This window comes from Gordonia sp. X0973 (genome assembly GCF_013348785.1).
GTDB lineage: Bacteria > Actinomycetota > Actinomycetes > Mycobacteriales > Mycobacteriaceae > Gordonia.
Map to the genome: position 1 here is coordinate 2709492 of NZ_CP054691.1, position 19580 is coordinate 2729071.

The following is a 19580-nucleotide window of genomic DNA, read 5'->3' on the forward strand; positions in this document are numbered from 1 at the left end:
GGCGCTCGAGAAGGACTACTTGGACCCGAAGCCGACGCGGCGCACCTCGGCGCTGCCGACCTCGGCATAGGCGATCTTCGCCGCCGGGATGAGGAAGCGCGACCCGCGATCGTCGACTAGGGTCAGCAGCTCGGTCTTGCCGGCCAGCGCCGACGACACGGCCTCGAAGGTCTTCTCGCTGTCGTCGGCCACCTGCACGGCCAGCTCGCGGGGGCTGTCGATGATGCCGATCTTCACTTCCACGCTCATGGTCACGAGCCTAGCCGAGACAGGTTGGCACACAGCGCCCCGCGACGCTCGTTTCGCCGAGAGCAGAAGCGACGTCACGTCTGTGGCTCGTCCGCCTTGGCCCGCCGTCGGGCGATCGTCCACGACGTGATGATGGTCGCGAGATAGACGAGGTACGGAAGCACCAGGAACAACACCGGGTAGATCAGGATCGGCCATGCGAGCGCGGCGACGCCGACGAACAAGCCCGACCCGATTTGCCGGAACGGAGTTCTCGGCACCGCGAACAACGCCACACCGATCACGACGACGATAACCATGAAGGTCCCGCCGTGGTACCAGCTCGGCGGGTGAAAGTGATCGTTCACCACCGACAGCTGCACGTTGTACAGGACCGAGACCAGCAGTCCGATCGGCCCGTAGTACTTCCAGAACACCTCCCACGCCCGTCGGCCAAAGCTGTAATGCTCCGCGAACTCCGGGTCCCACAGAGGTCGCGCGCCGGCGACACCGGCCACACCCAACCACATACCCCCAAGGCTGAGGAGGTCCGTAAGCGGCGAACCCGACCTATCGTTCCCAAAGAATTTGAGGCCAGAAATTAGAAGCGCAAGAATGAATATGCCCGGCGTCAGCGCATTCCTTATTCGAATGTCTTGAATCATATTTATGGCGTCCTCACCACGGTAAGGGAAAAGGAGGGAAAAATCGTGGCCGTATGTCAGCCCTCGGAACAATTGGACTTTCCGCTCCCCTCTCAGGATAATTGTGCGGCCCTCTCCCGCCGTCTGGACCTGAGGCATCTGTAGGGTTGTCAATTGTTCCCATCGGCACACCTGGACGAACAACCTCTCGATACTCCGGGGTATAGCCCGGTTTGCCGATCCACTCTTTCCGATAGAACTCCGGCTGATGCGCCTCCGGGCCGTTTGATCCGCTACCGATATCGTGATGATAGGGAAGACTCAAGCTGGGCCCCAAACTGTTACCCAATGCTGCCTTATCTACCGCAATGGGGGTAACACATCCGTCGGGAGCAGTTCTATAGGCTTCGAACCACGGATAGTTCGTCCGCGTACCGTCTATCCGTGGACCATGATCAGTGGGAGTAACCGCTATATCTCCGTTAACCGTTGTGTATCCAGGTTTGACGTTGGCCATGACTCCACCCAAACCCACAGGATCATTGGCGTCGTATCGGATTCGTACAGCGCCATTTGCAGCCTGCATTACACTCGCACGCGGAGTACCGACTTGCACGTCGCCAGGACTCCCATCGGCATTTTGCACGACCGACGGATTCTGACGCATTACGACAAGTCCATTCTCGTAGTCGATGTAGGTTGTAACTCGAGTGTGATCTGGCGAGAAGTTTGGATCCGGCCCGCGATTGTCCCCCATGTTCCGACTAAAAGCGCCACTTCCAGACGGATCGGTCACATCCGGTTCTTTGATAAAATGATTAGTTCGAACTACCCCTTGTCCCGGAACTGGGCGAATTCGGGTGACAGTAATATTCGCATTCTTGCCCTTGTACTTCGGATCCTTGCTAGTTGGGTCTAGCGCCGCAGCCGTGGCAAGGTCTACAGGCGACAGAGGACGGTGCCCCGTGAGCTTTTCAAACTGATGCTCGCCTCGCACGACTGCAGCGTCCACAATCTTGCCGAATTGAATACTCATCTGGCTGTGAATCGCTGACAACTTTTGCCGAGTGTCGTTGTCGGCACTCTCCACTTCTCCAGCCTTTGCGACAATATCGCTTTGCAGTTCGGCTCGGCGACGTTCGTCAGCTTCACTAAGGTCGCCCTCCTTTGTCACCGCAAGGAACTCCGTTACCGTGAAGCCCTCGCCTTCAGCGTCAGCGATCAAGGACTTCGCCTTTGTCAACGGCGCCTCAATCGCGTGGTAGCCGACGTCCATCTCTGTTGCAGCCCGGCCGAGAGTGTCAGTCATTTGACGAACAGTAGATCTGTCAAGGTACGCCGTGTCTTGCGCGGCTTCGGCGGCCGGACCGGTCCAACTCACACCGGAGACGTTCGACACTGCCGCCACATAACGTACAAATAGAGACTCGGCTTTGTCTGCCATCTTCCGCAGCCCCGTGGCCATATGCAGAAGCGGAGCTGGATCGAAAGCCTCGAGGTCAGATCGCGAGGGCGTCACGACTCCGGAGCTTTCCATTCCGGTAGCCCGGCGTGATAAGCCTGCGCTATGGTGGCCGCATTCGTCTGGTCCGTGTGCTCATATTTCTGGGCCACCGAGCGCATGACGGCACTGACGTCGTCGAGGCGCTCCACCAGTGCAGACTTCAGCTTCGTTTGAGCGTCCGCCGACAGCTCGACAGCCTCGCTGACCGACTTCAAGCGACCCGATACTCCGCCGGCCATCCCGAAAGGAAGTATCGGGAACACAGCCATCCCATCCACCGAAAGCTCTGCGACTCGTTTGCAAGTCCGCGCAAGGTGCCTGACAGTGTCCGCAGGTTTTCCAAGTCAACGTTGAAGCTCATCGTGTTGCCAACCTCTCACGTACGGGCGAGTCGGCGCAGCCTGCGTCTGCGTTGGCGACGACTCGCTTCGGGTGGCCAGTAACCCTACCCCAGCCCCAGATCAGCCATGCGTTGCGCGTGACGCTCGGTGACGGAGTCGAAGAAGCGGGAGACCTCGGCCAGGTCGGTGGCGCCGCCTTCGAAAAGGAGGTCGGTGACGTCCTCCTCCTCGGCCAAGACCCACTGCGTGTGGGTGATCGCCTCACCCAGCAGTCGACGACCCCACAGGGTCAGCGGCCAGCGCAACTCGGGCTCGGCCGCGACCCGGGAGCGAACCCAGTCGCGGGCGAATTCGGAATTGCCCGTCTCCGACATCACCGTCGACACCACCGCGCGCGCCTCGTCGGGCAGTGCACCGGCCAGCTCGCCGTAGAAGTCGGCGGCCAATCCGTCGCCGACGTAGGCCTTCACCATGACCTCGTCCCACGTCTTCGGGTTGGTGGTGCCGTGATAGCGGTCGAAGACGTCGAGGTGTGCGAGGACCTGCTCCACCGGGTCGATACCGCGCTTGACCAACTCGGCGGCCAGCTCGTCGTAGTGGTTCATCTCCGACGCTGCCATGCGTCCGATCGCGATGCGGCTCGCCACGTCGGGGGCCATCGCGGACTCGGTGATCAGCCGGTTGTGCGCGGCGTACTCGCCGGCGATGAGGACCGAATACAACTTGGCGATGCCGGGGTTGGAGTCCATGCCTGTGATGGTAGACGGGGACCGAATCGCCCGACCAAGTACACTGCTACCAGGTGCCACGCTGGCCAGACCGGCAGCGGCACCGTGAAATGTGCGCGCATCGCTCCGCACGCGACCCCCAGCCGGGAGGACGCGACACGTCGGAGCCGGCCAAACCGACGGTGCGCGCGAAGCAATCCGAGAGGTTTTGGACAACCACATATGAGCAGCACAACTGCGAGCACCGACGATTCGGTGCAGACCACCATCATCGACGAGGAGCATTCGGCTCCCACCTTCGCCGAACTCGGCGTCCACCCGGACATCGTGGCGGCGCTGACCGCCGACGGCAAGACCCACACCTTCGCCATCCAGGAATTGACCCTGCCGCTGGCCCTGGCCGGCGACGATCTGATCGGCCAGGCCCGCACCGGCATGGGCAAGACCTTCGGCTTCGGCGTCCCCCTGCTGCACCGGCTGCTGACGGCGCCGGAGTCGGGCGTGCGCGCCCTCGACAACACGCCGCGCGCGCTGGTCATCGTGCCGACCCGCGAACTGTGTCTGCAGGTCACCGGCGACCTCGAGGTCGCAGGCAAGGGCGTCAACGTCACCCTGGCCGACGGCACCACGCGACCGCTGAACGTCACCGCGATCTACGGCGGGCGCCCCTACGAGTCGCAGATCGCCGAGCTGCAGTCCGGCGTCGACGTGGTCGTCGGCACCCCCGGGCGTCTGCTCGACCTGGCCCAGCAGGGCCACCTCGTCCTCGGCAAGGTGGAGATCCTCGTCCTCGACGAGGCCGACGAGATGCTCGATCTCGGTTTCCTCCCCGACATCGAGCGCATCCTCTCCGCGGTGCCGTCCGCGCGCCAGACGATGCTGTTCTCGGCCACCATGCCCGGCCCGATCGTCACCCTGGCCCGCACCTTCCTCACCAAGCCGACGCATATCCGCGCCGAGCACGCCAACGACTCGGCCGTGCACGAGCGCACCACCCAGCACATCTACCGCGCCCACGCGCTGGACAAGGCGGAGCTGGTCGCGCGCGTGCTGCAGGCCGAGGGCCGCGGCGCGACGATGATCTTCACCCGCACCAAGCGGACCGCGCAGAAGGTCGCCGACGACCTGGCCGAGCGCGGCTTCGCGGTCGGCGCCGTCCACGGCGACCTCGGGCAGGGCGCCCGCGAGAAGGCCCTGAACGGCTTCCGCGAGGGCAAGGTCGACGTCCTCGTCGCCACCGACGTCGCCGCGCGCGGCATCGACATCGACGACGTCACCCACGTCATCAACTACCAGTGCCCCGAGGACGACAAGACCTACGTCCACCGCATCGGCCGCACCGGCCGAGCCGGGCGCACCGGCATCGCGATCACCCTGGTCGACTGGGATGAGATGCACCGCTGGTCGCTGATCAACAACGCCCTCGGCCTGGAGACCCCGGAGCCGGTGGAGACCTACTCCAGCTCTGAGCACCTGCGCGCCGAACTGGGCATCCCCGAGTCGGCGACCGGTCGCATCGGCGCGCCGAAGACCGCGTCGGGCACCCGCTCCGGTCGCGACGGCGGTCGCGACGGCCGGACCCGCGTCGAGCGTCCCGCCCGCGCCGCCTCGCAGCGTTCGCGTCAGCGCACCCGCGGGGGTAAGTCCGCGGAGGGGAAGACTCCCGACGCCACCACGACCGAGCAGACGGCCAACGCCACCGGCGACGCCGCGGCCAACACCGGTGAGGACGCTCCGCGCCGCCGCCGTCGTCGTCGCGGTGGCCGCGGCGGTCAGAAGCCGGCGCCCGCCCAGGCCGACTGACCGGACCGTCACTCGATGCGACCACTGCGGCGACGGCCGATCGACTTCGCCGTCAGCGCCGTCATCGTCGTGGCGCTGGTCGTCGTCGCGGTTTTCGCCTGGCACGCCAGTTCCGCGCGCCGCACCACGCTGTCCCCGGCGACGGCCGCACCGACGACGCCGCCCTATCCGGACCGCACCCCGGCGCGGCTGGTGCCCCGCTGGCATGCCGCCTCGACCGCGACCCGGTCACCGCAGGTCACCGACACCGTCGTGCTCACCGGTGACGACGGGGCCGTCGTCGCACATGACCCGCACACCGGTCGTGAACTGTGGCGCTACCACCGCGACATCCCGCTGTGCGCACTGCTCGCGGCCTGGTCCCCGTCGACCCCGACCGCGCTGGCGGCCTACCGCAACTCGCGGGGCTGCGGCGAGATCACCGCACTCGACGCCGACCTGGGCACGCGGCGCGCGACGCGCAGCTCCGACGCCGACCGCGCCATCGCCCTGCGATCCGATGGCGGCTACGTCCTGGGCATGGGCACCACCCGCTTGGAGACGTGGGGCTCTAACCTGGTGCGCGGCATCGAGTACGGCCGCGTCGACGCCCCGGTCAAGCCGGATCGCGGCCCCCGCACCGGAACCGGCTGCGAGTTCTCGTCGGGGATGACCTCGGGCGATCGCGTCGCCGTCATCGAGCACTGCGACGGCGACCCCGGCTTCCGCCTCACCGTCCTCGGCGCGGTCCTGGACAAGGACGAAAAGATCACCCTGTACGGGTCGTCGGTGATCACCAGCGGAACGGCCTTCGCGGCACCGACCATCGTCGCCATGTCGGAATCGGCGATCGCGGTGTACGACGGCGGCGAGAACTCGCCCGAGCCGGCACCGCCGACCATCCGCGTCTTCAACTCCGACGGGGCCGACACCGCGCGGCAACCCGTCCCCGGCCCCCGGACCCCACCCACGGCGGCGACGAGTGTCACGAGCGACGGCTTGACCTCGGTGTGGACCGGACAGGCGACGGTGGTACTCGACGGCGACTCGCTGCGCCCGCGCTACACCGTGCCGCACACCCGCGGCCCCGGCATCGTCGTCGGCGGTCAGATGATGGTCCCCGACGACCGCGGCTATGTGGTCGTCGACCCGGCCACCGGGCGCCGCGTCGGAGAGCTGGCGGTGCCCCGGGCATCGAACGGAAAGGCCGCCGAATCAACCCCGATCAACCCGGCTTCGCTGGGCGACGTGATTCTGGAACAGGTCGGCGACACCGTCACCGCGTACGGCCCCTAGGAACCGTTCACTCGGTGAGCGCGAAGGTCTGCAGCGCCTTGCCCTTTTTCCAGTGGTTCCAGAGGTTGGCCGCCAGCTCGCGGTAGGCCAGCGCCCCCTTGTTCTTGCGCCCGCGCAACACCGACGCGCCCGAGGCGGAGGCCTCGGCGAAGCGGACGGTCCGCGGGATGGGCGGGTTGATCACCGACAGGTCGTAGCGGTCGGCGACATCGGCGAGCACGTCGCGGCTGTGCGTGGTGCGCGCGTCGTACAGCGTCGCGATCGCCCCGAGCAGCGTCAGGTCCGGGTTGGTGATCTGCTGGACCTCGGTGACCGTCCGCAGCAGCTGGCCGACGCCGCGGTGCGCGAGCGTCTCGCACTGCAGCGGCACCATCACCGAATCGGCCGCGGTCAGCCCGTTGAGGGTGAGCACGCCCAACGACGGCGGGCAGTCGATGAGGATCACGTCGAAATCCTGGGCGACCTCGGCCAGCGCCCGCTTGAGCGCGTACTCGCGGCCCGGCCGCATCAGCAGCAGCGCCTCCGCCCCGGCCAGGTCGATCGTCGCGGGGAGCAGCGTCACGCCGTCGTCGGTGCTCAGCAACGCGTCGGCGATCTCCTCCTCGCCGAGCAGCACGTCGTGCACCGAGACCTGCAGCTGGTCGGGATCGTGTCCGAGGGAGAAGGTCAGACAGCCCTGCGGATCGAGGTCGACGACGAGAACCGAGACGTCCAGGTCGGCCAGGGCCGCGCCGAGCGACACGGTGGTCGTCGTCTTGGCGACGCCGCCCTTCTGGTTGGCGATCGCGACGGTGTGAGTCATGGCCCCTACCTTACGGTTTCGTCGTCTTCGTCGTCGGGTGCGTCCGGGGCCAGCGCTCCCCCGGCGGCCCACTCCACGGCCGGTCCGGTGAACAGCGCGACGAGGGTGCCCAGCGCCCAGAACGCGAGCGGGACGCCGAGGGCGGGCAGATGGCTCTCGGTCAGGAGCGAATAGGCGACCGGCAGCAGCAGGAGTTGTGCGACGACGGCGATCCCGCGCCCCCACCGCTTGCCGCGCAGCAGCGCCAGCCCACCGGCGAGGAGGGCGAGCCCGATCAGCCCGCACCACATCGCCAGGCCGTAGCCGCTGGCGAAGCTCTCGTGGTGCCCGCCGAGCGCACGGATCACCAGGACGGCGGCACTGATCAGGCCGACGACGCCCTGCACGGCGATGGAGATCCCCGCCCACCGGACCGATCGCGGGGCGGCCGCACTCGATTGCATGGCTTCCAGGGTATTGGGCGCGGCGCGGGCCACCACCGTAGGGTGGTGTTCCGTGCGAGCCCTGCTCATCGTCAATCCGTATGCGACCGCCACCACCCCGGCGGGCCGCGACACCCTCGCGCACACGCTGGCCGCACGCATGGACCTCACCGTCGAGCAGACCACCCACCGGGGCCACGCCCAGGAGCTGGCCCAGCGCGCCATGCTCGACGGCGGATACGAGGCGATCGTCGTGCACGGCGGCGACGGCTCGGTGAACGAGGTGGTCAACGGCCTGTTGGGCGCGCCGGGCGATGTCGCCCCGGCAACGCAGCCCCGACTGGGCATCATCCCCGGCGGCAGCGCCAACGTGTTCGCCCGCGCCCTCGGGATCGACGCCGATCCGCTGTTGGCGACGGCCCAGCTCATCACGCTGCTCGAATCCGGCGCCCAGCGCCGCGTGAACCTCGGGATCGCCGACGACCGGTGGTTCCTGTTCAACTGCGGGATGGGCATCGACGCGCGGGTCGTCGAGGCGATGGAGGCCAAGCGCAACCGCGGCAAGGCCGCCACCCCGAACCGCTACCTGTTCACCACCGTGGTCACCTTCCTGCGCCACCGTGCCGACGAGCAGCGGTTCACCGTCTCCGTCGTCGACCGCGACGGCAAACGCCACGACCTTCCCGACACCGCCTTCGCCTTCGTCCTCAACACCACGCCGTGGACCTATCTGAGCGGCAAACGCATCGAGACCAATCCCACCACGACGCTGTCGGGCGGGTTGGGCGTCTTCGCGTCGTCGACGATGGGCGTGGCCCGCAACCTTCCGCTGGCGACGCGGCTGCTGATGGGCGTCGACCCGCACGCGCGACACGTCTTCCGCGACGACAACGTGCTCTCCGTCTCGTTGCACTCACCGCAACCGCTGCCCACCCAGATCGACGGCGACTACACCGGCGAGCGCACCACGATGGAATTGGGGTATCGTCCCGACGCCCTGGCCGTCGTCGCCCCCGCCGACCAGGCCGTCTTCGACCGGTAGCACACAAAACCTACCCCCGGACGCACAGTGATGTTCCACACGTGTTATTGGAATCCTATTGACTTCGGCGCGATTCGTGAAAGTATTCACAAGGAACCACGAGGAGCCGAACGGTAGTCGGCGCCCGTGCAAACAGCCAGAAAACAGCCAAACGCCCGCGAGGCTTGATACGGGCGCGCATTGCTGCGCGCACATGAGGAGTTGTAGAAATGGATTGGCGCCACAAGGCAATCTGTCGTGACGAAGACCCGGAGCTGTTCTTCCCCGTGGGGACCAGTGGCCCGGCGATCGCGCAGATCGCTGACGCGAAGCTCGTTTGCCAGCGCTGCCCGGTGACGGCCGAGTGCCTCACCTGGGCGCTCGACTCCGGTCAGGATGCCGGCGTCTGGGGCGGCATGAGCGAGGACGAGCGTCGCGCCCTCAAGCGCCGCAACGCCCGCACGCGCACCCGCAGCAGCGTTTAAGACTCTCGGATCAGCCCCGGACGCGACCGGCGTCCGGGGCTTTTTCGTGCTCGGCGACCCCGACGAGGGGAATGCTGATGGTCACCACGGTCCCCCCGTCGTCACCGTTGACGAATTCGACCGTGCCGCCCAGGTCGATCTCGACCAGTGTCCGCACGATCTGCAGGCCCAGGTGTCCGCTGCTTTGCACGTCGAAGCCCTCGGCGAGGCCGGCCCCGTTGTCGGCCACGCGAATCGAGAGGTCGCGCAGACCGCGCTCGGCCGAAACCCGGATCGCACCGGGCCGGCCGTCGGCGAAGCCGTGCTCCACTGAGTTCTGGATCAACTCGGTCAGGACCATGACCAGCGGCATGGCCAAGTCGGCCGACAGCACGCCGAAACGACCGCCGACGATGATCTGCGCCCGCGGTCCGGCGGTACTCGTCGCGTCGGAGAGCACCGGCAACAAGCGGTGGACGACGTCGTCGAGGTCGACCTCCTCGTCCACGCTGCCGGACAGGAATTCGTGGACGAGCGCGATGGACGCCACCCGTCGGACGGCCTCGGTCAGCGCGGTCCGCGCCTCGGGGTTGACCGTGCGGCGCGCCTGCAGCCGCAGCAGCGCCGAGACGCTCTGCAAGTTGTTCTTCACCCGGTGGTGGATCTCGCGGATCGTCGCATCCTTGCTGATCAACGCCCGATCGCGGCGTTTGACCTCGGTCACGTCGCGCACCAGGACGATCGCACCGGTCGCCGACCTCCCCGGCCGCAGCGGCACCACGCGCAGCAGCACGGTGGCACGGCGGGCGTCGACCTCCATGCGCAGCACGGGCGCGTCGGCGGACCGATCACGGTCCAGGACCGGTCCCGATGCCGCCAGCGCGATCATCGCGGCCGCGTCCTGCGCGTCGAATACGTCGGAGACCAACCCGCCGAACACGTCGGCGAGCACCACGCCGGACAGGTCGGTGGTGTAGCCCATCCGGTGTAGCGCGGACAGCGCGTTGGGGCTGGCGTAGCGGACGACGCCGTTGACGTCGAGGCGGATGAACCCGTCCCCGGCCCGCGGCGTCGACAACCCCGTCTCGGTGGCCTCCACCACCGGAAAAGTCCCGTCGGCCACCATCCGGCACAAATCCGAGGCCGACGCCTGGTAGGCGCGCTCCAGAGGGGAGGGCACGCGGTGGGCGGTGTCCGCGGAGGCGGCGGTGAGGACGGCGATCACCTCGCTGTCGTAGCGGACCGGGATCTGCTCGCGGCGGACGATGACGCCCCCGGTCGAGTCCCGGCCCGATCCGAGGACGATCGCGCCGCGGTCCATCGCCGTGCGCAGTTCCGCGGCGTCGTTCTCCTCGGCGACGTGGGCCACCTGGTCGCCGGGCAGCACCGTCGACGCGGTGTTGGGCCGGCACTGCGCGACGGTGAGGAAGTCGTCGGCGCCGGGCACCGACAGCAGTAGGTCGGCGAAGGCCAGGTCGGCCAGCAACTGCCATTCCCCGACGAGGCGCTGCAGATGGCCGCCCTGCTCGTCGGAGAGACCGGTATGGGCGGCGAGGAGATCGGCGAGCGTCGACACGTGGCTACCGACCGCTACCGGTAGGTGGCGATCACATCGCCGGCCTGGATGACGTCGTCGACCGCCACCTTCACCTCGTCGAGGACTCCCGCGTCCTCGGCGACCACGGGGATCTCCATCTTCATCGACTCGAGCAACACGAGGGTGTCACCCACCTCGACAGCCTGGCCCGCGGAGACCAGCACCTCGAGGACGGTTGCCACGATCTCCGCCACAACGTCTTCGGCCATGGCTCAAAGGTAACGCACGGATTGACCTGTCCGGCCCGCTCCCACCCCGGGTGAGAGCCTCGTTTTCAGTCTGGGCGGTCGGTCGTGAAAGAATGGGACCGCACCAGACGTAAGGAGAGTCCCATGGGTAAGCGTGGACGCAAGAAGCGCAGCCGCAAGAAGAATGCCGCCAACCACGGCAAGCGGCCCAACGCCTGATCCGATCAACGGATCGAGACCCGGGTGCCTCCGGCTTTACCGCCGGTCGCCCGGGTTTTCTGTATCCGTGGTGACGGTGGTCCGCCGGACCGTCGTGCGGGAGACCGAGGTCCCGTCGGAGACCTGGGTGACCGTCGTCGACTGACGAATCTGCACGCGCAGCCGGTCGGCCAGGCCCTGCGGTGCCCGCTCCCCGCCGCACTTACGGCCGATCAATTCCTTGATCTGCTGTTCCAGCCCGTACTGCGCCAGACAGGACGGGCATTTGTCGAGGTGTTCCTGCAGGCGCGCCCGCGCACCCGCGTCGCACTCGTTGTCGAGGAGCAGCCATACGTCGGCGAGCACGTTGGTGCAGTCGAGGGCCTCGAACTGGGGGTCGCTCATCGGGAGGCTCCCGTCTGCGCGGCGCGGTTGAAGCCGCGGTCGCGGGCCACGTCGGCGAGCAGTTCGCGCAGCTGGCGACGCCCGCGGTGCAGCCGCGACATCACGGTCCCGATCGGGGTGTCCATGATCTCGGCGATCTCCTTGTAGGGCAGCCCCTCGACGTCGGCATAGTAGACGGCCATCCGGAAGTCCTCCGGCAACGCCTGCAGGGCCTCTTTGATCTCGTCGTCGGGCAGGGCGTCGAGCGCCTCGATCTCCGCGGACCGCAGCCCCGTCGACGTGTGCTCCGCGGTCTGCGCCAACTGCCAGTCGGTGATCTCGTCGGTCGGGTACTGCGCCGGCTGCCGCTGCTTCTTGCGGTAGCTGTTGATGTAGGTGTTCGTCATGATCCGGTAGAGCCACGCTTTGAGGTTGGTGCCCTCGCGGAAGGACGAGAAGGCCGAGAAGGCCTTGATGAAGGTTTCCTGGACGAGATCCTCGGCGTCGGACGGGTTGCGGGTCATGCGCAGCGCGGCACCGTAGAGCTGGTCGAGCAACGGGAGCGCATCGCGCTCGAACCGGGCGGTGCGTTCCTCGTCGGTCTCGGTTTCCGGCACGACGTTCGCGGCATCGGCGTCTTCGCTCAAGGCGATCCTTTCGGTCCGCACCGGGGCGGGATCCGCCCGATACCCGGCCAAGTCTACCGAGCCGAAGATTTGGCGCCGTTCAATCGGGTTCGCAATCGCGCAGGGCATGGCTGCTCCTCGTCGTACCACCGTCTACGCCAGCATCAACACGGCACCGGTCGGGTGCATTCCCGATCCGTGTCGCAGGGCGTGCCTAAGGTGGACCGCATGTGCGGACGATATGCGACGACGACCGACCCGGCCAAGCTCGCCGCGGAGATCGACGCGGTCAACGAGGTGCCGCCGATGCCGGAGCCGGAGGCACCCGCGCAGCAATCCCTCGACGACATCGGGAAGGCCGACGAGAAGCCGCGCTCACGCTGGGAGAACTACAACGTCGCGCCGACGACGACGATCCTGACCGTCGTGGAACGACATTCCCGGGAGGACCCCGACGACGAGGCGGCGCGTCGCGTGCGCGCGATGCGGTGGGGCCTGGTGCCGCCGTGGGCGAAGGAGATCGGCAAGGGGTCGCTGTTCAACGCGCGGGCCGAGACCGCGTCGGACAAGCCGTCCTTCCGCGCCGCGGTCCGCTCCAAACGCTGCCTCATCCCGATGGACGGCTGGTACGAGTGGCGCAAGGTCACCGGCGCCGACGGCAAGGTCGCGAAGGTTCCGTACTTCATGTCGCCGGCAGATCACTCCCGGCTTTTCATGGCCGGCCTCTGGTCGGTATGGCGGCCGAAGGACGCGGGGGCCGACGAGGCACCGCTGTTGAGCTGCACGATCCTCACCACCGACGCCGTCGGCGAACTGCGCGGGGTCCACGACCGGATGCCGCTGATCATGCCGGTGCAGTGGTGGGAGGAGTGGCTGGACCCGGACACGACCGCGCCGGCCGCGCTGCTGGAGCCGCCGGCGCGCGAATTGGCCGACGCGATCGAGATACGCGAGGTGTCCCCCCTGGTGAACCGGGTCGCCAACAACGGCCCGCAGTTGCTGGACCCGGTCTCGTGAGCCCGGCGGCCCGTACCCGCGCCGTCGCGTGGACCCGCTCCTTCTCGGCGATGAGCCGCCTGGCGATCAGCGTCGCCGTCGGGTTGATCGCCGCCACGGTCCTCTGGGCCGGGTGGCGCGTCGACTGGCGGATGTCGGCGTGGATCGCGACGGCCGCCATGTTCGTCGGCTGGACCTGGGCCACCCTCGGCCCGATGAACGCCGCCCTGACCAGGCAGCACGCCCGGCGGGAGGACCCGACGCACGGCGGCACGGGGATCGTCGTCGTGGTCGCCGCACTGGCCAGCCTGTCCAGCGTCATCGGCGTGCTGTTCCACCATCAGGACCACGCGCTGGTCCTCGGCACGATCGCCGGCATCGTGCTCTCGTGGGCGGCGATCCACACGATGTTCGCCACCCACTACGCGCGGGTGTACTACGGCGATCCGATCGGCGGGATCGACTTCCACCAGAGTGAGCCGCCGGTCTACACCGATTTCGCCTACGTCGCGTTTACCGTCGGCATGAGCTTCGCGATCTCCGACACCGACCTCTCCGGCTCACGGATGCGACGGCCCGCCCTCGTCCACGCGTTGCTCTCGTATTTGTTCGGCACCGTGATCGTCGCGCTGTTCATCAACCTGATCGCCGGCTTGTCGTCGTAGGCTCGCTGTCATGGATGATCGAACCGCAGCAGACGAACCAGGTGCGATGGACGACGTGGCAGCGCAGATCCTGCGCACCTACGACACGATCACCGTCGTCGGGGCGAGCGCCGATCCGGCGAAGGCGGCCAACGAGGTGCCCGCGTACATGCAGGCGCGCGGGTGGCGCATCGTCCCGGTGAACCCCCGTGCCGACGAGATCGTGGGCGAACGGGTCTACCGATCCCTGGCCGACGTCCCGAAGCCCGTCGGGCTCGTCGACGTGTTCCGGCCGTCGGCCGATTGCGCCGAGGTGGCCCGTGCGGCCGTCGCGGCCGGTGCGACCGCGCTGTGGCTGCAACTGGGTATCACCTCGCCGGAGGCGCGCCGAATCGCGCGGGACGCCGGCCTGGCCTACGTCGAGGACCGCTGCTTGATCATCGAGCAGCGGCGCACCGGCATCACCAGGTGACCCGGTGACTGGCCTCTGGTCGCCGGAGCGGCTGCCACTGACACTGCTGTTCGTCTCGTTCATCGCGACCTTCGTCGTCACCCGCGCGATTACCCGGCTGATCCGGGCGGGCAAGGGGCCGTTCCACGACAACATCGCCAGCGGTATCCACGTCCACCACTCGATCCCCGGCATCATCCTGACCGTCGTCGGCGCGTTCTCGTCGGTGGCCGCCCACGGCACCGCACCGATGGCCGCGATCAGCGCGGTGATGATCGGCGTCGGGACATCGCTGGTCCTCGACGAGTTCGCGTTGCTGCTGCATCTCCAGGACGTCTACTGGGCGCGCGAGGGCCAGCTGTCGGTGCAGGTGGTGATGCTGACCAGCGCGGCACTGGGCCTGCTGGCGTTGGGCATCGATCCTCTTGAGAGTGACGGGATGAAGCGCTTCGGGCACGCGGGACTGCTCGTCAGCATCGCGCTGCAGCTTCTCTGCCTACTCGTCTGCATCCGCAAGGGGAAGTACGCGACCGCCGTCGTCGGGGCGTTTCTACTGCCGGTTGCCTGGATCGGTGCGATCCGCCTCGCCCGGCCGAGATCCAGATGGGCGCGCAAACAGTACGACGCGGGGAAACTCACCCGGGCGAAAGCGCGCGCCAACGGCTTCGACGCGCGCTGGGGCCGCCGTGGCCTGGCCTTGGGCGACCTCGTCGCCGGAAAGCCGACCGACTAGATCAACCGCTGAAGGCGTAGTCGTCGAGGGGGAAACTCTTCATCTCGCGCAGCGTGCCCGGCGTCGACTGCGGCCGTAGCAACGTCGCCTCGCCCGCGTGGTTGAAGTAGTAGCTGCGCGAGGTGGAGCAGTCGCCGCGGTAGAAGACCGACGAGTCCAGGCGGCGCGTCGCGTCGTCGAGGAATCGCGTGTTGGCCGTCTCGGTGACCTCGAACGTCGTCGCTCGACGGCGCTTGAATTCGCCCAGCAGGCGGGCGATGTGGCGCATCTGGCCCTCGATCGTCGTGAAGTACGAGAGGCCACTGTAGGAGTACGGGCTGTTGAGGGTGAGGAAGTTGGGGAACTGGGGCACGGCCACGCCCTCGTAGGCCTGGAACCGTTCTGCCCGCCACCACTTCCCCAGGTCTTTGCCGTCGCGGCCGTGGATCTCGAAGGCCGGGAAGTTCGTGTCCCACAGGTCGAATCCGGTGGCGAGCACCAGGGTGTCGATCTGGGTCTTCTGGCCGTCGGCGGTGAGGATGCCGTCGGGATCGATCTTGACGATCGACGACGTCTCGAGCGTCACGTTCGGCTTGGTGAAGGTGGCGAAGTACTCGTTGGAGAAGGTCGGCCGCTTACACCCGAAGTCGTAGTCGGGGGTCAGCTTCTCGCGCAGTTCCGGATCGGCGATCTGGCGGCGCAGGTGCGCCTTGGCCAGCATGGCGGCACCCTTGTTCCCGAACTTGAACTGCTTGAAATGCAGCACGCCGGTCACCATGAGGAGTTCGAGCAGTGCGGTGTTCACCATCCGCGCAGCCTTCTGCGTCGCCGGCACGCGGGCGAACAACTGCTGCACGGGCCGCGGGATCGCGAAGTCGGTCTTCGGCACCACCCAGATCGGGGTGCGCTGGTAGACGGTGAGTTCCGCCGCCTGCTTGGCGATCTCCGGGATCAACTGCACCGCCGTCGCGCCGGTCCCGATGATGCCGACGCGCTCGCCGGTGAAGTCGTGGCCGTCCTCCCACTTCGTGGTGTGGATGATCTTGCCCGCGAAGCTCTTGATGCCGGGGATGTCCGGGGTGTGCGGCTGCGAGAGGAAGCCGGTCGCGGTGAGGAGGAAGCGGGCGGTGCGCTCGGTCCCGTCCTCGCCGAAGACCCGCCACATCGAGTTCTGCTCGTCCCATTCGGCGCGCTGGACCTGTTCGCCGAAGATCATGTGCCGACGCAGGTCGTACTTGTCGGCGACGTGCTCGGCGTAGCGCTTCAACTCGGCACCGGGCGCGTAGAGACGAGACCAATGCGGATTCGGCTCGAAGGAGTAGCTATAGGTGACCGAAGCGATGTCGACGGCGAGGCCCGGGTAATGGTTCACATGCCAGGTGCCGCCGAGATCGTCCTCCCGCTCGACGATGGCGATGTTGTCCAGCCCTTGGCGTTTGAGTTCGATGGCCGCGCCCATGCCGCCGAATCCGGCTCCGACGATCACCGCGTCGTATTCGGGTATCGCATTCTTGTCAGCCACCGTGCCCCCTGGATTGATTGGTCTACCCAAACCTTACAGTGATCGATGTCACGGTTGCCATCGCCGATGGCTCCTCCAACGAAAGCAGCTCCCATGCCGCCACCCACTTCAGCACTCGTCGACCAGCTCGACGACGTCACCCTCGCGACGATCGTCGCCGCCGGCGTCCTGCTCGCGATCGCGATGGCGCTCGGGGTGTGGAAGTACCGGCAGATCATGGCCTCACCCGACGGGCGGGCCCACGTCTACGTCGACATCGCCCACCGCGCCGCGCTCATGTACTCGTTCGCGACGCTGCTCCTGGCGGCCCTCGTCGCCCTGTCTGCGTGGCCGACGTGGGTGAACGCCACGTGCGTCGGCGTCGAGCTGTTCTTCTTCGTCGGCGCCATCGGCAGCTACACGGTGCACGGCGCGCTGCGCGACACCGAGAACCAGTTCCGCCCGCGGCCAGCGATCGCCATCCGCGGCTTCATGGCGGCGCTCATCGTCGGCGAAGTGGGCGGCGTCCTCGTCCTCGTCGCCGGGGTCGTCGCCGCCTGGCTCCGCTAGGCCGGCGCGATCTGCCCACTCGGTGCTGTCGGACTGCCCACTCGGCGGGATCCGACTGCCCACTCGGCGAAGGGTCAGACGAACAGCACGCCGGGATTGAGCAGCCCCTCCGGGTCCCAGGCGTGTTTGATCGCCCGCATGGCCGCGACGTCCGCTGAATCGCGCACGCGCTCGAGCCAGGCGGCCTTGTCCCGGCCCACACCGTGTTCGGCGCTGACGCTGCCGCCCCGCTCGACCACTTTCGCGAGCATGAGTTCGGCCGCCGCCGACTGCTCCTCGTCGGGAATGTCGAGCAGGTTGACGTGCAGATTGCCGTCGGCGGCGTGGCCGAACACGATGGGCCGGCACGGATAGGGCTCCGACGGGGCCCAGACATCGAGCTCGGCGACGAAGCCGCCCATTCCCCGACGCGGGATGGCGACGTCGAGCTTCACCGGCACGGTCGCGCTCGCCCGCGCGATCACCTCGGTGTGCTTCTCGCGCAGTTCCCACAGCGCACGCGCCGGGCCGTCCTCGACGACCGCGTCGGCCACCCCGACGGTGTCTAGGACGTCGGCCAGGCGCTGGGCCGGCTCGGCCCCGGACACCTCGAGCAGCACTTGGAACGCCGACTCGCCCGCCAGCGCCGGACGCGAACCCGATTCGACGACGAGCCGCACCCCCGCCTTCGTCATCAGCTCGACGGCCTCGACGGTCAGCCCCGCCGTGCGGACCGCCGCCACCAGTGCGAACACCTCGTCGATCGAATCGATCGCGACCATCGCCACCGCCGTCTGCCCGGGACGTTCGACGAGGGCGAAGAGTACCCCGGTGATCACGGCGAGCGTTCCCTCGCTGCCGGCGAGGAGTCCGGGCAGGTCGTAGCCCACGTTGTCCTTGCGCAGCGGATTCCACCGGCGCAGCACCGACCCGTCGGCGAGCACCGCCTCGATGCCGAGGACCTGCGCCCGCGTCCCGCCGTGCCGGACCACGTGGACCCCGCCTGCATTCGTGGCGACGATCCCACCGGCCGTCGCCGAATCCCGCGACGCCAGGTCGACGGCGAAGTGTGCCCCGACCGACGTGGCCGCCGCTTCGATCGCCGCCACCGTCGCCCCGGCCTGGACGCCGACGCACATCTCCACCGGGTCCGGCGTGCCGACATCGGTCATCCGCTCCGTCGAGAGCACGATCGTCGGCCGATCGCCGTCGGCGGGTACCGATCCGCCCACCAAGCCGGTGTTGCCGCCCTGCGGCACCACCGCGATCCCCCGGCCGCGGCAGGCGGTCAGCACCGCGGCGACCTCGCCGGTACTCCGCGGGCGGATCACCGCATCGGCCCGCCCCGTGCGCCGCCCGGTCCAATCGGTCAGGAAGCGCCGAGCCGCGTCGGCGTCGGTCACGACATGCGGCTCGCCGACGATCGCGGCGAACACGGCCGGGTCGAACCGGCTCACCGACCGCCCCGGCTCACCACGCCGAGTCCACCGGATGCGGACCGTCGTTGAATTCCAACTGCCGGTGAATCGTCGCCTTGTCATGCAGCACCGCGGCGATGACCGCCGCCACCGCATCGCGGCTGACCTCCCCCTTCTGCTGCCCGGTCGGCTCCGCGCCGGGTTCGCTCACCGAGATACCGCCGCCGGGGGCGTCGGTCAGCCGACTCGGCCCCAGGATGGTCCAGTCCAGGCCGCTCCCGCGCAGGAACTCGTCCGCCGCGGCCTTGGCCTCCGCATAGGCGAAGAACGAATCATCTTCTGGCACACCGTGATCGAGCGAGGCGCCGAAGTAAGAGACCATGACGTAGCGCCGCACCCCGGCCGCCGAAGCGGCCTCGATCGACCGAATCGCGGCATCGCGGTCGACCGCGCGCGTCCGGGTCGGATTTCCACCGCCCGCACCCGCGGACCAGACGATCGCGTCCTGCCCGAGGAACACGTCGGCGAAGGCGGACTCCTTCGCCGCCTCGACGTCGAACAGCACGGGGTTCGCGCCGACTGCCCGCACGTCGTCGGCGTGCGCGGGGTTCCGGATCAGCGCGACGACCTCGTCACCCTGCTCGGCGAGCCGTCGTGCGGCGAGCAGCGCGATCTTGCCGTGGCCCCCGACGATGACGACGCGCACGTCAGCTCTTCGACCGCGAGCTGACGGCTTCGTAGCCGAAGGTCAACAAGACGGCGGCGGCAACGCTGATCGCCCAGCGCATCCAGTCGACGCCGGAGGTGTCGCCCACGCCGAGTTTGTCGGCGACGAAATACCCGACCACGGCACCCAGCACCCCCAGCACGATGGTGACCAACGCCGAGATCGATTGCTTCCCGGGCATCACCACCCGCGCCAGCACGCCGATGACGGCTCCGAAGACGATCAATCCGATGATCCCGCCCACACTCAGGTCCATTGCCCCAGCCTACCGACGGAGCCATCGGCGCAGCCGCCGCTTTACGATTCGTTTACCACGGCCACCGGCGCCTACACTGGACTTGATACTTAGGCATATGA

At 67.9% G+C, this 19580-nt stretch carries 24 protein-coding genes; 9 read left to right on the top strand and 15 right to left on the bottom strand.

From position 1 onward, the window contains the following. Positions 1-15: 15 nt before the first annotated feature. The 5 genes from HUN08_RS13470 to HUN08_RS13490 form a co-directional block, all read right to left on the bottom strand. Positions 16-249: a DUF3107 domain-containing protein gene (locus tag HUN08_RS13470; RefSeq protein ID WP_124246821.1), complete on the bottom strand. Its 234-nt coding sequence runs from the start codon at positions 247-249 to the stop codon at positions 16-18. 74 nt (positions 250-323) lie between these two features. Beyond that, a complete protein-coding gene (locus HUN08_RS13475) occupies positions 324-758 on the bottom strand; it encodes a hypothetical protein (protein ID WP_124246820.1) in 435 nt (144 codons plus the stop codon). Positions 759-906: 148 nt separating this feature from the next. Further along, positions 907-2316, bottom strand: coding sequence for a hypothetical protein (locus HUN08_RS13480; RefSeq protein ID WP_124246819.1), 1410 nt, complete (start codon positions 2314-2316; stop codon positions 907-909). A 71-nt stretch (positions 2317-2387) separates the two neighbouring features. Beyond that, positions 2388-2645, bottom strand: a complete 258-nt coding sequence (locus HUN08_RS13485; protein WP_129624297.1) for a hypothetical protein — start codon at positions 2643-2645, stop codon at positions 2388-2390. A gap of 176 nt (positions 2646-2821) precedes the next feature. After that, entirely contained in the window at positions 2822-3466 is a 645-nt protein-coding gene (locus HUN08_RS13490; RefSeq protein ID WP_124246817.1) for a ferritin-like fold-containing protein, read from the bottom strand. 201 nt (positions 3467-3667) lie between these two features. Here HUN08_RS13490 and HUN08_RS13495 point away from each other — a divergent pair, with 201 nt between their 5' ends. Further along, positions 3668-5248: a DEAD/DEAH box helicase gene (locus HUN08_RS13495; RefSeq protein ID WP_124246816.1), complete on the top strand. Its 1581-nt coding sequence runs from the start codon at positions 3668-3670 to the stop codon at positions 5246-5248. Between the two features lie 15 nt (positions 5249-5263). Next, complete coding sequence (locus HUN08_RS13500; protein WP_124246815.1) at positions 5264-6523, top strand: PQQ-binding-like beta-propeller repeat protein; 1260 nt, start codon at positions 5264-5266, stop codon at positions 6521-6523. A gap of 7 nt (positions 6524-6530) precedes the next feature. On the opposite strand, the gene HUN08_RS13505 is transcribed toward HUN08_RS13500, so the two are convergent. Both HUN08_RS13505 and HUN08_RS13510 read right to left on the bottom strand, forming a co-directional pair. Then, complete coding sequence (locus tag HUN08_RS13505; RefSeq protein ID WP_124246814.1) at positions 6531-7325, bottom strand: ParA family protein; 795 nt, start codon at positions 7323-7325, stop codon at positions 6531-6533. A 5-nt stretch (positions 7326-7330) separates the two neighbouring features. After that, the gene (locus HUN08_RS13510; RefSeq protein ID WP_124246813.1) at positions 7331-7768 is read right to left on the bottom strand and encodes a hypothetical protein; all 438 of its coding nucleotides are present in this window, start codon (positions 7766-7768) and stop codon (positions 7331-7333) included. Between the two features lie 52 nt (positions 7769-7820). Here HUN08_RS13510 and HUN08_RS13515 point away from each other — a divergent pair, with 52 nt between their 5' ends. Beyond that, positions 7821-8789, top strand: a complete 969-nt coding sequence (locus HUN08_RS13515) for a diacylglycerol kinase family protein (RefSeq protein WP_124246812.1) — start codon at positions 7821-7823, stop codon at positions 8787-8789. A 209-nt stretch (positions 8790-8998) separates the two neighbouring features. Further along, complete coding sequence (locus HUN08_RS13520; RefSeq protein ID WP_124246811.1) at positions 8999-9253, top strand: WhiB family transcriptional regulator; 255 nt, start codon at positions 8999-9001, stop codon at positions 9251-9253. Positions 9254-9263: 10 nt separating this feature from the next. Here HUN08_RS13520 and HUN08_RS13525 read toward each other — a convergent pair whose 3' ends face one another. From HUN08_RS13525 to HUN08_RS13540, 4 genes are all read right to left on the bottom strand, one after another. After that, complete coding sequence (locus tag HUN08_RS13525) at positions 9264-10808, bottom strand: sensor histidine kinase (RefSeq protein ID WP_124246810.1); 1545 nt, start codon at positions 10806-10808, stop codon at positions 9264-9266. Between the two features lie 14 nt (positions 10809-10822). After that, positions 10823-11038, bottom strand: a complete 216-nt coding sequence (locus tag HUN08_RS13530) for a biotin/lipoyl-binding carrier protein (RefSeq protein WP_124246809.1) — start codon at positions 11036-11038, stop codon at positions 10823-10825. Between the two features lie 234 nt (positions 11039-11272). Further along, positions 11273-11620, bottom strand: coding sequence for a mycothiol system anti-sigma-R factor (rsrA, locus tag HUN08_RS13535; RefSeq protein WP_124246808.1), 348 nt, complete (start codon positions 11618-11620; stop codon positions 11273-11275). Next, on the bottom strand, positions 11617-12354 hold the full coding sequence (locus HUN08_RS13540) for a sigma-70 family RNA polymerase sigma factor (protein ID WP_124246807.1): 738 nt from the start codon (positions 12352-12354) through the stop codon (positions 11617-11619). The genes rsrA and HUN08_RS13540 overlap by 4 nt, the downstream gene beginning before the upstream one ends. A gap of 99 nt (positions 12355-12453) precedes the next feature. On the opposite strand from HUN08_RS13540, the gene HUN08_RS13545 reads away from it, so the two are divergent. From HUN08_RS13545 to HUN08_RS13560, 4 genes are read left to right on the top strand one after another with little or no spacing between them, the layout of a single operon-like run. Then, positions 12454-13242 carry an SOS response-associated peptidase gene (locus HUN08_RS13545; protein WP_124246806.1) on the top strand — a complete coding sequence of 263 codons (789 nt, stop codon included), beginning with the start codon at positions 12454-12456 and terminating at the stop codon, positions 13240-13242. Continuing rightward, positions 13239-13886 carry a DUF1345 domain-containing protein gene (locus HUN08_RS13550; RefSeq protein WP_301546739.1) on the top strand — a complete coding sequence of 216 codons (648 nt, stop codon included), beginning with the start codon at positions 13239-13241 and terminating at the stop codon, positions 13884-13886. Before HUN08_RS13545 ends, HUN08_RS13550 begins: the two co-directional genes overlap by 4 nt. Positions 13887-13896: 10 nt before the next feature. Then, positions 13897-14337 (top strand): CoA-binding protein, encoded by a 441-nt coding sequence (locus HUN08_RS13555; RefSeq protein WP_124246805.1) that lies wholly within the window; start codon positions 13897-13899, stop codon positions 14335-14337. Between the two features lie 4 nt (positions 14338-14341). Beyond that, positions 14342-15049: a hypothetical protein gene (locus tag HUN08_RS13560; RefSeq protein WP_124246804.1), complete on the top strand. Its 708-nt coding sequence runs from the start codon at positions 14342-14344 to the stop codon at positions 15047-15049. 1 nt (position 15050) lies between these two features. Here HUN08_RS13560 and HUN08_RS13565 read toward each other — a convergent pair whose 3' ends face one another. After that, a complete protein-coding gene (locus tag HUN08_RS13565) occupies positions 15051-16550 on the bottom strand; it encodes an NAD(P)/FAD-dependent oxidoreductase (protein ID WP_301546740.1) in 1500 nt (499 codons plus the stop codon). 93 nt (positions 16551-16643) lie between these two features. Here HUN08_RS13565 and HUN08_RS13570 point away from each other — a divergent pair, with 93 nt between their 5' ends. Further along, positions 16644-17099: a hypothetical protein gene (locus tag HUN08_RS13570; protein WP_124246803.1), complete on the top strand. Its 456-nt coding sequence runs from the start codon at positions 16644-16646 to the stop codon at positions 17097-17099. Positions 17100-17173: 74 nt separating this feature from the next. On the opposite strand, the gene HUN08_RS13575 is transcribed toward HUN08_RS13570, so the two are convergent. Genes HUN08_RS13575 through HUN08_RS13585 form a run of 3 tightly spaced genes read right to left on the bottom strand, consistent with a single transcriptional unit; the run spans position 17174 to position 19479 of the window. Then, complete coding sequence (locus HUN08_RS13575) at positions 17174-18535, bottom strand: FAD-binding oxidoreductase (RefSeq protein WP_124246802.1); 1362 nt, start codon at positions 18533-18535, stop codon at positions 17174-17176. 13 nt (positions 18536-18548) lie between these two features. Continuing rightward, positions 18549-19202, bottom strand: a complete 654-nt coding sequence (locus tag HUN08_RS13580; protein WP_124246801.1) for an NAD(P)H-binding protein — start codon at positions 19200-19202, stop codon at positions 18549-18551. 1 nt (position 19203) lies between these two features. Next, on the bottom strand, positions 19204-19479 hold the full coding sequence (locus HUN08_RS13585; protein ID WP_174900936.1) for a GlsB/YeaQ/YmgE family stress response membrane protein: 276 nt from the start codon (positions 19477-19479) through the stop codon (positions 19204-19206). Positions 19480-19580 lie beyond the last annotated feature (101 nt).